The sequence below is a fragment of the Prevotella sp. P6B4 genome (assembly GCF_000619985.1).
Classification (GTDB): domain Bacteria; phylum Bacteroidota; class Bacteroidia; order Bacteroidales; family Bacteroidaceae; genus Prevotella.
The window spans coordinates 1-14,141 of record NZ_JHVE01000033.1 but is presented as its reverse complement, the minus strand read 5'-3'; the positions used below and the strand labels follow the sequence as shown (position 1 = coordinate 14,141).

At 41.8% G+C, this 14,141-nt stretch carries 11 protein-coding genes; 3 read left to right on the top strand and 8 right to left on the bottom strand.

From position 1 onward, the window contains the following. Positions 1-252: 252 nt before the first annotated feature. Positions 253-381, bottom strand: coding sequence for a hypothetical protein (locus tag T491_RS18195; RefSeq protein WP_255327041.1), 129 nt, complete (start codon positions 379-381; stop codon positions 253-255). Positions 382-438: 57 nt separating this feature from the next. Here T491_RS18195 and T491_RS16745 point away from each other — a divergent pair, with 57 nt between their 5' ends. Together T491_RS16745 and T491_RS0114870 are read left to right on the top strand one after the other, a co-directional pair. After that, positions 439-672 carry a hypothetical protein gene (locus T491_RS16745; protein WP_036916215.1) on the top strand — a complete coding sequence of 78 codons (234 nt, stop codon included), beginning with the start codon at positions 439-441 and terminating at the stop codon, positions 670-672. Continuing rightward, on the top strand, positions 669-947 hold the full coding sequence (locus tag T491_RS0114870; RefSeq protein ID WP_028904584.1) for a Txe/YoeB family addiction module toxin: 279 nt from the start codon (positions 669-671) through the stop codon (positions 945-947). Before T491_RS16745 ends, T491_RS0114870 begins: the two co-directional genes overlap by 4 nt. Before the next feature lie 14 nt (positions 948-961). Here T491_RS0114870 and T491_RS0114865 read toward each other — a convergent pair whose 3' ends face one another. Genes T491_RS0114865 through T491_RS0114855 form a run of 3 tightly spaced genes read right to left on the bottom strand, consistent with a single transcriptional unit; the run spans position 962 to position 2,357 of the window. After that, the gene (locus T491_RS0114865; RefSeq protein ID WP_081773412.1) at positions 962-1,558 is read right to left on the bottom strand and encodes a DUF4391 domain-containing protein; all 597 of its coding nucleotides are present in this window, start codon (positions 1,556-1,558) and stop codon (positions 962-964) included. Continuing rightward, positions 1,512-1,802 (bottom strand): helix-turn-helix transcriptional regulator, encoded by a 291-nt coding sequence (locus T491_RS0114860; protein WP_028904582.1) that lies wholly within the window; start codon positions 1,800-1,802, stop codon positions 1,512-1,514. Before T491_RS0114860 ends, T491_RS0114865 begins: the two co-directional genes overlap by 47 nt. Before the next feature lie 21 nt (positions 1,803-1,823). Further along, entirely contained in the window at positions 1,824-2,357 is a 534-nt protein-coding gene (locus T491_RS0114855) for a hypothetical protein (protein WP_155950170.1), read from the bottom strand. A 326-nt stretch (positions 2,358-2,683) separates the two neighbouring features. Here T491_RS0114855 and T491_RS0114850 point away from each other — a divergent pair, with 326 nt between their 5' ends. Further along, on the top strand, positions 2,684-2,992 hold the full coding sequence (locus tag T491_RS0114850; RefSeq protein ID WP_028904580.1) for a hypothetical protein: 309 nt from the start codon (positions 2,684-2,686) through the stop codon (positions 2,990-2,992). 953 nt (positions 2,993-3,945) lie between these two features. On the opposite strand, the gene T491_RS16740 is transcribed toward T491_RS0114850, so the two are convergent. The 4 genes from T491_RS16740 to T491_RS0114825 form a co-directional block, all read right to left on the bottom strand. Beyond that, positions 3,946-6,741: an ATP-binding protein gene (locus tag T491_RS16740; RefSeq protein WP_197018884.1), complete on the bottom strand. Its 2,796-nt coding sequence runs from the start codon at positions 6,739-6,741 to the stop codon at positions 3,946-3,948. Between the two features lie 14 nt (positions 6,742-6,755). Further along, on the bottom strand, positions 6,756-9,800 hold the full coding sequence (locus T491_RS0114835) for a DUF1156 domain-containing protein (RefSeq protein ID WP_155950169.1): 3,045 nt from the start codon (positions 9,798-9,800) through the stop codon (positions 6,756-6,758). Next, a complete protein-coding gene (locus T491_RS0114830) occupies positions 9,797-13,240 on the bottom strand; it encodes a helicase-related protein (RefSeq protein ID WP_036916213.1) in 3,444 nt (1,147 codons plus the stop codon). The genes T491_RS0114835 and T491_RS0114830 overlap by 4 nt, the downstream gene beginning before the upstream one ends. 655 nt (positions 13,241-13,895) lie before the next feature. Further along, on the bottom strand, positions 13,896-14,141 hold a 246-nt coding region (locus T491_RS0114825), incomplete at its 5' end, for a transposase (RefSeq protein ID WP_231480269.1).

Here is a 14,141-nt window from a genome sequence, read left to right as displayed (position 1 = left end):
CTCCGATTCAGACATGTGTAGATACTTGCTTACACGATGCCTGTCGATACCCAAATTACGAGAAATTTGGCTATAACTTTGGCCCTTTGAAAATAATTCCTTAATTTTGTACCACATTATTAGTTTCTTTGTGGAACCGATAGTGCTGGGAGTATTCATTCTACACTTTGTTTTATTTGTCAACTACAAAGATAGTGAATACTTCCTTTTTTTGCGCTACCTAATCCCGATTTTATTACTTACCATAGTTGGTTATTTAACTTTGCCAATTTCTGGTGGTTTTAAATTACGAAAATTTGGCGGTACAAAGTTACGTATTACACCAATCCGTCTGATATTCTCATCTACCACATTAGTGGTTTGCATATTTAATTTTTCCATATATATTTTGTTATTTCGATTTTTATTCTTAATTTTGCCCCCAAAAGATATAAGATTATGACAGCAATACAATTAAATGCCGAAATTCTTCGCAATATGAGCATTATTGCTGAAGACGAGAATCTGCTTAAACGGGCAGCTAAATATCTGCGTAAGTTGGCTGCAGAGAAAAACGATCCGTCCTTGATGACGGAAGAAGAATTTTTCGCCAAGATTGAGCGTGCAGAAAAACAGCCAGGCAAGAGTTTTGAGAGCGTTGAAGAGCTCGACAAATACATTCGCAACCTATGAGCCGATATAAAGTAATAATCAAAGAAGAGGCTCAGGCAGATTTGAAAAAACTGCTTCACGATGAGCCCAAGGCATACCAAAAAGCATTGCGATTTATCGGCGAGCTTTATGATCATCCCAAAACCGGATTGGGACATCCTGAACCATTGAAAGGTAAACCTGAAGGCAGATGGAGTCGCGAAATCACCAAGAAGCATCGACTTATCTATCGAATTTTCGAAACAGAAGTCCATGTGGACGTTCTGTCTGCCTACGGGCATTATGGTGACAAGTGATTTCTTCTTCATCTCTATAACAGTTCTTTTAATTTCATTATTTGTTGATGTAACTCGTATTTTTTACGAGTTTGCTTTTCTGTGCGGCATTGCTTTTCTAAAGCTTCAATCTGGCGAAGCAACTTCTCTCGTTGCTCACGATTGACGATTTGCTCCTCTATTGTTGCCTCCGACTGGGCATCCAGGCCACCAATAGTGGCAACGATGTTATTCCAAGCATCATCACGCGTCTCTTTGTTGAATGCATGACAGAGTTCAACATCAGGCTTACTCACAGGTTTGCAAATGAGTCTCATTTTATCAAGCAAGTCTTTTGGATGCAAATGGTCAACCATAACATCGCCATCGTCACGTATATAAACCATATAGAACGGATGTAGTTGGTTCTTATGGTCAATGTTAACTTCTGCAGTACGATTCTTCAGTACAAAGATAGTGCCTGCTGGAGTTTGAGCATTACCTCGCACTACTGCATGCAGTAAGCCAATCCAGTCCTTCCATAGTATAAAAAGTGTTAATAGTACTAAGCAAGGAGCCAGCAGCCGATGCCCGCTCCTTATTTTTCTATACCAACTCTGGTTCAAGTTTGCAATCGGCAACCTTAACCACATCAGCCTCAAGTGCTGCAGAAATCTTACAGATTGTAGCCAGTGTCAAATTATGAGTACCCGACAACCAGCGACTTACCTCAGTTTCAGTTTTACCCAACTTCTTAGCAAGATCCTTCTGAGTCATTCCGCGTGTTTCAAGAATTTCGTAAATACGGTTAGCAATAGCAACAGACATTTCCATCTGTAGTTTCATCTCTGGCGAAATGCTACTACGAATTTCGTCCATAATCTTGTTTGTTTTCATAAGCGTTTCTCCTTTCTAATTTTAATCATCATTAATCGTAAACGTCAGCTCTCCAAGCAGTTCTGTTCCAGATACGGTGATAACCTTATCTTTTTCTTTCTGCTTAAGCTGAATATCAATCTTTTGCAGAGTCTTAACCTGGCGATGTAGATTCTCATCTTCTTCGTAGGTTGCAGTATTTTTCAGTCCGCCATTCCCCAATATCAGAATCTTTGCCTGAATATTAAGCAGGTATAGCCTAAGTGATGTAGTTTCAAGATGCGATGGAAGCGCCATCACTCTATCACGTCGAGTTCCTTCATATCTGAAGTGCATGTCACGTGCTCCATCGCGCTTAATAATATCTAGTCGATATACCAATTGGCGCACATCATCAGGATATGTATCCTTGTATGTCAGCAAGAATTTTTCAAATTCAGAATACTCCTCACCCTCAAAATGAGGTGAGTAAAGACTGACTTTTTCGCCATCTTCCAATAGTTCTATCAACAGATTTCTTTCCATGTCCATCAAATTTTCTGCTGCAAAAATAAACATAAAAGTTGATTCTGCCAAATTTTTCAGTTAAAAAATCAACTTTTATGATGATTTATATAATAAATGCATTACCTTTGCAGCAGATATCATAGTTTATTTTTATTCCATTAATTATGGGACCAATTAGTGCTGCTGACAGCACGGAGGCTAATAGGATTTTAATTATAAAAGGTAATAATACGCAAGGAGCCAGCAGCCGATGCCCGCTCCTTATTTTTTCTGTCGCTTGACTACCTTTTTTCTATTTTCTTTGGTTATATCAAATTAATACCATATCTTTGCAAGCAATTTCGCCCCCAATAAATGAGGCGATAAACCTAATATAAACCAAAAAGATTGTAATTATGAACAAGGATGATGAATCAATGACTGAGAATGACAGATTGATGGATAAACAGGTTAACTTCTTTACTGACCATCTTAGCGAAACCATTCAACAACTAACAATGAAGTGTATTGAATTAGACGGAAGAGCCGACACAAGCGCTATTACCGTTTCGTTAGCAAGAACATTTGCAGCGAGTGTCGCTGCATTGACACGAGAACTGTCAGAAGAAGATACAAAGCTTATACTTCATGAGCTCTTTGGGATTGTCGAAGAAGGAGTTAACTTCCACAAAAAAGATTTAGAAAAATATTCTGCAACCAATTAAATACAAACATCCGCCTCTGCAGTCTGCTCTTGCAGGGGCGGATGTCACATATATGATAGTTTCTCTTCAAAATCACAATACACACTTGAATATACCAATTGTTTTATAGGCCTCATCTGGTTGGAGGACTATTATTCCATAATCCGGATTAAGTGGACGCAATTCAATTCTGTTATTATAAAAACCATTAGAACCATTGCTTTTGTCACAATAATAGCGCTTAATTGTATAACATTCACTATGAATCAGGTTGTAAATATCCTGAGTCGACAACCCTGTTAAACGGACAGCCTCTTTGGTGCTTATGTATTTATTGATAGCCATTGCAACTTGTTTTTAGTTATTCTTGGTGCAAATATAAACAAATATAATTAAATCTACAACTAATAACTAAAAAAACATCTTTTCGGGAAAAGATTAATAAAATAATAAAAATGGGGGTACCATAAGGTACCCCACTAAAGATAGGTTTCAGCCCTTGATCAACTTTTTGATATACACGTATATCGCAGGTATACTTCCAATAGACATGTAGTCCTAAAGTTCTAGTGGAATTCCACATAACAACTTAATAACTAACATTAATAATCTAAAAATAGAAGCAATGAACCTTACAGTGTCAACAAGGTTTTGCCTCCTAACCGTATTAGCTAGATTGGCAATCTATTGCCAAAACTAGCCATAAAACATTTTTTTTTGCATATTCTTTTTTATATTAATTTTATAGCTAACCACCTAAGTGGCCTGATCTAATTTGGACATCAATGACTTACCCATCCATCCACCCATTCTCTTGCAGTCTCATTTAGCCCTTATTGCAATAATCCGCCGTCCTTTCGAACTGCACGTACAAAACTTGCGCTGCAAAGATACAACTTTTCACCAAAACAAACAAATAATATCGCAATTATTTGAATTGCGATATTATAGTATTATGGAGTTATGGAAAATCTTTACTCCTCCACCTCGAAGTTTAATCCTAGCTGAGATGCAGACTCTTTCACACTCTTTACTAGTGGTGCGTTGTCTGTAAGTGGGCTTGTAGCATTATTACTTGCAGTAAACTTCACCTCTATCTTCAGATTGTTATTCTTCAGCGTATTGACAAAGCTGGAGAACAACTGACTATAATTCTCAATAGGCACACTACCGCTTATTTTCACCCTCTTATAGGTCTTAGTGGCAGGTGTTGGCGCAGGCTCAGGGCCAGGAGTTGGCGCGGGTCCAGGTGTGGGTGTTGGCCCTGGTTCTGGTGAAGGACCAGCACTACCTCCTGCTGGCTTAGGCATCACAGAGGAATCAAGGAGCCAATAACCATCTTCCTGTGGATTTAGGAAAGGAATTGTTTCGTTATGATAGATTCTGGAGAAATGCTCAGGATCACCAGTTCCCACATTCCACATACCTTCTTCGCAGTATCTGTTTACAGTATCCTTGACAGCATCAACATTCAGAATCATGGGTTTATCATCGAAACGTAGGAATGCCTCATAGAGTTCATTCACCTTAACAGGCTTTTCGATGGTTGGCATCAGTCCGTTACGATTGATGATATTAAGACCTATCTTGCGAAGTACAACGCCATTTTCATGCAATTCAGAGAGCGTTTTTACAGTTATCTGTGCAGCAAAGTCTGTTGCAAACGTACCAATTTCCTGAGTACGCAATGTGTCACGCTCACATTTCACGACCGTATTGTATGCATGTATCAATTGCTCTTTGGCAGCATCGCCACTCATTCGTTTCCTATCTGCAATATCCTTACGCTGGTCTTGGTCTAACTGACTGCTGTACTCTGTCATTATCTTGTCGCAGGCAAGATATTCTCTCAGTTTCATGCTGAGAGCTGCCTTTCCAGCTTCAGAGCAAACCAAGAACAGCATCGTGTTACGATAAACTCTTTGGGAAGAGCCTTTCATCTGTGCCATCTGTTTGATAGCATATTGTGCAGAGCGACTAACATCTCCACCTGCTGCTACAGTATATTTAGGATGCATCACAACGAAAGTGAGCTGCTTCTGTTCTGGTACATCGCCACTTGGATCTACCAACACTTTCACTTGCCCCATATTCGCAACAGACTGCTTCACCATTCGCATGATTTCAGCATTCACTTCCTCTTCCTTCACATCACCCTTAGCCTGATTTACCAAGATGTTGATGTTAGGCTTCGACTGGAACCAGAAACTTTGTTCTCCACCTATGCTGCTTTTGTACATATAGTGAACCACGTTCTCCAGCTGATTGACTGTTGAGTCAATGTCAATATGCTGGAAGGCATCAGGCTTCAGCAGACACAGCTTCAGTTGTTTCAACGTCAATCCTCTTTGCGAAGACGAACCAATAGAAGCCATGAGCACAGTCGTGGTCACAGCTGTGGCAAGGTGGTATTCACCAATGTGATTTCCCACATTCTGCTCATCCAATTTATAAGCATTGCTGATAGTGCCAAACACATCAGCATGCATGACTGAATCCCATTGTGAACCCATCAAACTCGTTATCTGGCTTTGCAACGTAGGCAGGTTTTCAAGTCTCACGTCACTTGTCTGGATTAATGCCTGCGTACCTGCAAGTGAACTCTTACGGCTCCACAAATCTTTTACAATACTTGCCAACAGGCGCAACACACCTCTTGTACGTTGGAATTTGGAATCACTTCCCCAACGGATATGGAACAGGTCTATCAACTCAGGATGGAAAGGATAGGCTTTCTTGATACGCTCTACGTATGCCACTCTATCAGCTTCCGCTGGCAGAGAGTCCCTACGATTATGGTACATATCCTTATATTTCCTTGCAACCTGCTCAATCACATCATAGTTGGTGATACGATCAAACAACCTACGACGAACCACCTCGTAGATTTCCTCATCATCAACGGGCTTCACGCTACTGCCAACACGCACCACTCGTGTTTCCAATGCAGAAAGGATTTCCTGACCTATCTCACTCGAAGCCACCTCCCTGGCACTTGCTGGCAGGGTGCAGATAAGAACAGTCTTTGGAACTGAGGCCACCACTTCTGTCAAGGTTTGGATAAAGCTATTGGTCTGCGTGAATAGTGTACCACTTCCCACAACCTTGCCACTCGCTCTGTTGCAGTAGTCTGCCAGCTCATCTATCAATATCAGAGCTGGACTTGCCCCTTCAATAATTGGTTTAATATCCTGAGCCGTTGGAGCCACCATCTGGATGTCAGCATTGCGCACTCTTTCATATCCCTCGGGACCTCCCAACTGCCAAGCTAATTCACCCCATAGTGTATGGGTAATGATGTCATCAGAAACCTTATGACCATCAACAACGCTAACAGTATTCTGGGTAAATACAGCCACTCTCGCATGATCGAATTGAGGCATATCCTGAGGTTCCAAGATACTTGACGCTGTATCCAATCGTTTGAAAGTACTGCTATCTTTTACCACATGGTAGAGAGAAATCAAGGAGTGCGTTTTACCACCACCAAATCCTGTTTGCAGCGATATCACTCTGTTCTGACTCTCCTGGCCATTCAAGGCTTGTACCACTCGACGAATCAGCTCTTTGATACCCTCTGTCACGTAGGTACATTCAAAGAAATACCTGATATCTTGATAGACTACAGGTGCCGTACCAGAGGCCACCTCCTCAATATTAGCGGCAAAAATGCTCTCGTCGAGCACACCATCCCTAATGTCGCTTTGTGGAACAACCACGTTAAACCATGCGGGAAGGCCATTCCCATTGAAACCTTGTAGATTTTCCATATCCATAGTTTTTGTTAATCTTCAAATTGTAGTTCACCCATTTTGTGCACAATAGCATCCTTACACTTCTGTCTAAGCATCTCAGCACTCGACAACAAGCCTCTTACATCAGTCAAATCTTTACCCTCAGGCAAATGACCACTCAAGAAATCCAAAACTCGCCATTGGGGAGCATCGCTTTGTGGACATAATTCACGCACAAGTTTATATAACAGTTCCTGATTACCGCCACGATAGGCCAGCATCATACGATGTACCTGTGATATCATGTAGTCTGTTGGCTGAGTGCCCCAGTTGGGGTTGCTGCCAACATGCTCCTCTGCTGTAGCCAGATGCTGTTTGCTGCCTTCCGTAATGAGCAGTTTGTCACTTTGCAGACTGCGTATCTCGACATTCACGCCTACGCGAGTGTATTTGTTTACATCATCAAAATCACATTCGCCCATGCCATTCATCTGTAGCCAACCACAATAGAATTTAGTTTGTGGCTCGCCTGGTACTCCTTCGAGCAAAGCCTGAGCTGCACTTTCGCGTGCAAACTCCAACAATTGGCCAACGCTGACAGGTTCGCCTTCTGCTGTTTCTACCAGCTTGTAATGACCAAACACACTCACAGCCTGGCCAAAGCAAGCCGTCAGTAAGTCTGCGCCACGGAAGCCTAAGCCATAGAGTTTCTCCACTTCGTGCTTTACCAACTGGCGAATGTTATGTTTTACATCACCAAAGTCAGCATAGCCTTTACGTTCAGAGGGGCGACAAGCAACAGTAACAGATGACTCAAGTGTTGACATCTGCGCTTTAAGGGCAATACTTACTTCTGTATCCATAGGCCATGAGCCTGTAATATTCATTCTTGCATCAAGAATAGAATTACATAGAGTAGTCCATGCTTCGGTGCTTTGATGGGCAAACATAATGCTAACAATATCAGAAGTTTGGATTTCTATTGCATCAAAGATTGCAGTCAACATTTGCTCAAAATGGACCTTCGCCTCTTCATCACTATTACCATGGTGATGTTTAAGGGCAGTACATTCGTCTTGTTTAGGTGTCTTTGGCGTTGAAAAAACAATACTGTAATCATTACCTAATATTGATTTCAACCAAACGTAGAAAAAATCCGAAAGGTCAGCATACGCTATAGCATCGTAATATGGAGGATCTGTTATAACAGAAGTCAATGATTTCGAATCAAATTGGTTTTTATCTCCACTCATTGTATTATTAAATATTGAAGCAAAGGATGTTTCGTTTTCAATATATGAGACAATGGAGTCTAATTGACCAACACATGCTCCTGATAAATTAGAAAATGGATTCATCTCTGGATAATCAAAAACCATTGGGATTGCTTGACGCCCAAAAGGATGCTCTACGGTTTCTTGCAATTTATGCCAAACTCCAAAAGAAGTATTTCGACAAAGGACCTTATCAAACCACAATGCAAGATATGTCTTTATTACCAAAGCATAATTTGAATCTGTATCAATTAAAGAACAAACTTCTTCAATTTTGTTTCTAAATTCAGCAAGAAATATACTTTGTCTATTTGAGAATAATCCATCAAATGAATCAATACCCCATCCTGGTGTATTAAAATTGCGAACATTACCAATTTCCAATTTTTCTTTAGGTATAGACTCATCCTTCTTTAATCCTTGAATCTGGTTTAGATCTGAACTAACAGGTGTTCTAAAATTTCTGTTATCCCCATCTTCAATAATAGCAAGAAGGCGTTCTTTTATAGGCTCATTATTAAACTGTCTTTTGATTTCTGCAATGTTTGTAATATTACCGCAACAAGGACAAGTCAAATTTCCATGATGATTCCAGCCTTCTATAGAACACTCCCCATTTTTAATCTCAAAATCAATTTTATTCCCAGTGATAATTGGCGATAAATAATACCAGTCTTTGGCTTTTGCAGTTCTTCGTTTCGAGATATAGAATTGCTTGAGCATTGGAATTTCAGCTTGGCAACTTGGATTAGAACATTTTGCAGTCCTTACCCAATAATATACAAGGGGAGTCTTTCCCGTTGTAGACGAATAAAGATTTCCAACGCGATTCTCAGTCAAAGCCAATATCTTTTTTGCATAATACTCTACATCGAACGCTAAACGATTAGGGATATGATAGCCATCTTTATCATGAATAATGTTACGGTATGTTTCTTGGACCATTTCAATGCCTTTTTCGCCATAACGGCTGATGAACTCTTCATCACTATAGACAATGGGCTTTCCATACTTCTGTGGGAATTCTGCAGAACCACGCTCAATGATATGGGCTACTGGATTGATGTCGTTACCATAGCTGCGACAACCTAAGCGCGCAGCTTCTAATGGAATAGCTCCTCCACCTGCAAATGGGTCAAAGACGGAAGGCATTTCATTTTGGAAAGCCTCGATTGCTGATTGCAAAGTTTCTTCTGCCTGTTTTACCTGCTCAGTTTCAATATGTCTATTGGGTATAGAGTACAGTTGCTCTTCTGCTTTTGGAATAGCATCATAGAGACGATTAAACTCCCCATGCAATTGTTCCCAAGAAGCATCAGGTCGCTTGTCGCTCTGATAGGCTACAAAAATTAGCTCACGAGCTATACGAAGAATCTGTGGATTATTCTTATTTTCCCACTTTATGAGACACCAGTCATCCAATTGTTCTTTTGGCGAAGTAGATTTACCAGCTTTCATGTTTGTCTGACAAGTCTCTGAGAACTTGCCAATAAACATCATCAGACGATTACGACGATTATCCTCCATCTCGTCCACGATGCTAGTATAAGGAATGTCCTTGTATGGCTTATAGTGAAGTTTTCCCAACCCTGTATTCAGCAACATCTCTACAGCATAGTTGAAAGCCTCTGGGCAGTTGTCATCTAATGGGTCTGGGACAAGACTGGCAAAAACGATGGCACGGCAAACAGGCAATGGCCTACGAGCCCACCATAGATGGAGTGTTGATATGTGTCCATGACGAATGCTCTTATCACGTACGCTTTCTGCGGATATTTCTTTGATGGGCAATGCCACCTCTATAAGTTTCTTTGCTTTCATAATTCTTCTGTCTTATGCTGCCATTCCTCCAAGGGGAGATAGAACTGAATGCCTTTGGTCTTTTGCTCAAAGCTCATTCTGTTGGCAGGATCATTGATGATATTGAGTTGCGGTTTTGACTTGCAATTGGTGACGATATATAGCCAGGCTTTGGAGCCAAGCTGAGCCAGACGGTTCATTTCGTTTTCAGAGAGCATCACGCCGTCAGTACCAGCACGACCTTTCACCTCGATGTAGCGTTTCTGGCCCTGGCCGTCAATACTCTTCAGGTCATAGCCCACGTTGTCTTTAGATACATCCTCAGGATTGCGACCACTATCCTTTTCATAGTCCATAGCTGTTTGCATGGCAATAGCTTCTACTTCATCATCACGGCTCATACCAAAGCTATGTTGGTATTCCACCTGATTAAGTGGCACCACGTATGCACAGCCTAAGACTTCAGGAGCTACAGGGAACAGTTCCGTTCCTTCATCCAATTCCTGTAGGCGTATCTGTTTGCGCTGTATCAATTCTTGCAGGCGTGCTTCTTTGTTTGCCAGTTTTTGCTGGGCTTTCTCGTCATCAGCCATGAAGATTTTACCCTGCAATTCATTGATCTCTCCCTGAATGTCAAGGATGATCTGCTGGAAGGCTGACTGTAGGTATTCTCTTCGTCTAGCAGTATCTTCCTCGACTGTCTGCTGAGTCGTAAGAAGTAGTGGCTCTGTGATTTTGTCGTATGCCCAACTGACAACATTGGCTTCATTAACCACGTCTGGAGGCGTAATCTCTTTGGCAAACGCTGTAGGAGGACAGAGATCTAAAAGCTTGGCAGGAGAAGTCTGACGGAACTCACCATTCTGCTGGCATACCAAAGACAACAATTCGTTGGCAACATTAGGTTCGCCATCCTGATTTACATGATTATCTTGTATCTGATTTTTCACGAAGTAGGCGAAATAAGGTTCCTGGTCTTCTGGAGAAACCAAAACCGTTCCTTTCAACATCTCATCGTGGAAGAGGTCGCTGACCACGTCCACCAGACTATCGAACAAGGCATTGCCTGGATTGATGTAGTGAGCACGTCCATATTGCGCTGTGGAAGTCTGATAGTCCAAGAACTTCTGCTTGTCGAAGAAGAAATATAGCTGTGTCAGGTTCTCTGCATAGATATTGTATTTCTCCTTGAGTCGTTTCACAATCACTTCTGGAATAACATCTATCTGATAGATGCCGTCAGAGAGTTCACGATATTGACCTCCCAAGTATTTGAAGGCCCTTTCAAAGAACAGACGGATATAGATAGGTTGCAAACGACGCTCATCGCTATCTTCCTTCAGCAGGCGTGCCTCCTTGTAATCAACGGTGGTATGGGCCATCGCTTTGCTTTGTTCATCTATGCTCTGTTTGAATATACCGGCCAAATCTGTGGCAGATTTATCTATAAAGGCATCGAGGTCGCTCTCACGACCATTCAACACAGAATCGATGATGCTATCGAGGGCCACGCCTTTCAATACATCTTGAATGACATCGTAAACACGATCATCACCCAGCTGTTCGCGAATGATGTCAAGTTTCGTCAAGAGTTTCTTCAGTACCTGACCTTCACGAGTGTTGTCTGCCACCATATTGAACACCATTACGTCACTTTTCTGACCATAACGGTGAATACGTCCCATGCGCTGCTCCAAGCGATTAGGGTTCCAAGGTATATCCCAGTTGATGAGTAATCGACAGAATTGCAGGTTGATACCTTCACCAGCTGCATCTGTACATATCAATATCTGAGTGTCTGGCTGCATGAACTGGCATTGAGATTGGCGACGTTCATCTACAGACATACCACCATGAATCGTAGCCACAGTATAGCCATTATTATGAAGTCGCTCCTGAAGATATAGCAACGTATCCTTATGCTCTGTAAAGATAACCAGTTTCTCGCCATCAACCACACCTTGCGAGGTAAGCAGATGTTTCAGTTCCTTATATTTCTGCTCTTCCTGCTGCTGATTATACAGAGAATCTGCCATCAAGTAGAGTTCTTTCACCTCCTGCGTCTCTGCCTTAATTTCAGCAGGGCTCTTTGAAGTGGTGAAGAGCTTGAGTTTCTTGGGGTCTGAAAGGATATTATCCAAAGCATCGCGCTCATCATCATCCAAATCGTCAAGGTCGTCAATATTCAAATCGTCGACTTCATCTATCTTAATGCGCTGTTTCCAAAGCGATGGGTTACGCTCTAATTCATCTGTAAGACCCTGCAGGGCCATCCAACGTTTTTGCAATGTATTGCGGATGGCATAGATGCTACTCACCAATCTGCGCTGCATCACCTGCAATGCCAATGACACATGGATGTTCTTTGACTCTGCTGCCTCTTCTTTTCTCTTGGTCAGATATTTGGTGACAGCATCATAAAGATGCTTCTCGTCAGGAGTCAGATTATAACTGACGGTTTTTGTAAAGCGTTTCTTGTAAAGAGGGTTGCCGTCCCAATCCTTCATGTCCTCTTTCAGACGACGGATAAAGAACTTGTTGGCACCCGTCTCGCTTAGTTCTCGAACACGCTCTGTCACCAAGTCTGCTGTGGCAAAAATATCTTCATCGAGCAACTGAAGGAGTCGCTTGAAGGTGTCCTTGCGCCCACGATGTGGCGTAGCTGTCAGAAGCAGCATGTGCTCGCATTGTTGTGATAACATGTGAGCAACTTCATAGCGCTTCGACTTATATATCTTTTCACCATATTCGTAGGCCGAGAGTTTATGCGCCTCATCGAATATCACCAAATCCCAGCTGGTTTTCGACAAAACATTCATAATATCCTCACGGCTGACAAAATCAATACTGGCCACAATGCGGTCACTATTCTGGAATACCGTAGGTTCAGAAGAGAAGATGCTGCGATTAACCAATTTGAAGGGGACGTTGAATTTGACACCCATTTCATCCTCTTGCCATTGCTTGGTCAAGCCACCTGGCGTAATGATCAATATGCGTTCAACAATATGGCGCATCAGCAGTTCTTTCAGCAAAAGGCCTGTCATGATGGTCTTACCAGCACCAGTATCATCAGCCAAGAGAAAACGAATCTTGGGCTGTGGCAGCAGGAACTTATAGACAGCCTCCACCTGATGAGGCAAAGGGTCAACGACGCTACAATTGATAGCAAATAGTGGGTCGAACTGATAGGCAGATTTGATGCGTTCTGCTTCTGCATAAAGCACAAAGCGCTGAGGGTCTCCCTTGAAATTGAATTCACCATCTACAGTCAATAGCTCCAAAGCTTCTATCTGCTCTGGAGTTACGATTTTGGAACCAGCCTTTCTGGTATTCACTCCCGTATACGAAAGAGAATACTTCGAGCCAAGTGCTTGAATCTTAGTTATCTCTACAGATTCAGCAGGCGTGAGGCCAGACACTATACTTCCAACCTCTATTTTCAACGTTTGATCGGTCATTGTGGTAGGGACTAATCAATATTATAATACTTAAATTGAGGGACATAAAGAAAGCGCACCCGTCGTTCATATTCCTAAGCTCAGGCGTCCCTACCACAGTTACCTTGCAAAGCGAAATATACACAAACGGATACGCCTATACAGGCGTACCTTCTCCGTTCGTGATCTGCTTTGCAATTGTCGATTGTCATTGGTAGGGACCTTCGAGCTTTAGAATCACTTCCGAATCAGATACAATATCTTTTTCGACCCACAATGTCTTGCAAAGCAGCTATTTATGTCGTCCATTCGTCACTACAACTCGGACAACAGCCACAATGCATTTGCAAAATTACAAAAAGTTTTGGAATAACAAGCAAAAATCGAAGAAAAAGACAGATTTTTGCAAAAAAGCTTGGAGGGTATTGAGATAATTCTTATATTTCTTCGCAAGCGAAGCGGCAGAGCCGAGCGGCACCGTAAAAGTTTATAGATACCAGAACAACAGAACAACAGAACAAATACCGATTTTACATATAATAAAGAAAGAGGGGGGATGGGGACGAGCACGTAACTACATAGTTATAGTAAACTGTCAATTTTGACGTCCAAGCTTAAAAACAGCCTTTTAGGGCAGCTATCGCTACCTGAAGCGTCTAAATCGTATTAAACTTTATTATTTTTTAATACCGATGTTCATCGGTAACATGTTCTCATAATCTGTTCTTCCTTGCATGATTGCCTTGAAGAATTCCTTAAAATACTCCAGCGTTGATACGCCACACATCTTACACGTCTCGATAAACGTGTGGTAGATGACTGACACTTTAGCACCAGCATGGCTACCAAAAGTCAGCGAGTTTTTGCGCTCTACAGTCATAGGGCGAAGCGTGCGTTCTGCAAGTGAGTTGTCGATGCAATA

Excerpts from the sequence above, each read along its gene's own strand:
- T491_RS0114850 (WP_028904580.1), top strand. The coding sequence starts at position 2,684 with ATGAACAAGGATGATGAATCAATGACTGAGAATGACAGATTGATGGAT.
- T491_RS0114865 (WP_081773412.1), bottom strand. The coding sequence starts at position 1,558 with ATGTGGTTAAGGTTGCCGATTGCAAACTTGAACCAGAGTTGGTATAGA.
- T491_RS0114870 (WP_028904584.1), top strand. The coding sequence starts at position 669 with ATGAGCCGATATAAAGTAATAATCAAAGAAGAGGCTCAGGCAGATTTG.
- T491_RS0114835 (WP_155950169.1), bottom strand. The coding sequence starts at position 9,800 with ATGAAAGCAAAGAAACTTATAGAGGTGGCATTGCCCATCAAAGAAATA.
- T491_RS16740 (WP_197018884.1), bottom strand. The coding sequence starts at position 6,741 with ATGGAAAATCTACAAGGTTTCAATGGGAATGGCCTTCCCGCATGGTTT.
- T491_RS16745 (WP_036916215.1), top strand. The coding sequence starts at position 439 with ATGACAGCAATACAATTAAATGCCGAAATTCTTCGCAATATGAGCATT.
- T491_RS0114860 (WP_028904582.1), bottom strand. The coding sequence starts at position 1,802 with ATGAAAACAAACAAGATTATGGACGAAATTCGTAGTAGCATTTCGCCA.
- T491_RS0114830 (WP_036916213.1), bottom strand. The coding sequence starts at position 13,240 with ATGACCGATCAAACGTTGAAAATAGAGGTTGGAAGTATAGTGTCTGGC.
- T491_RS18195 (WP_255327041.1), bottom strand. The coding sequence starts at position 381 with ATGGAAAAATTAAATATGCAAACCACTAATGTGGTAGATGAGAATATC.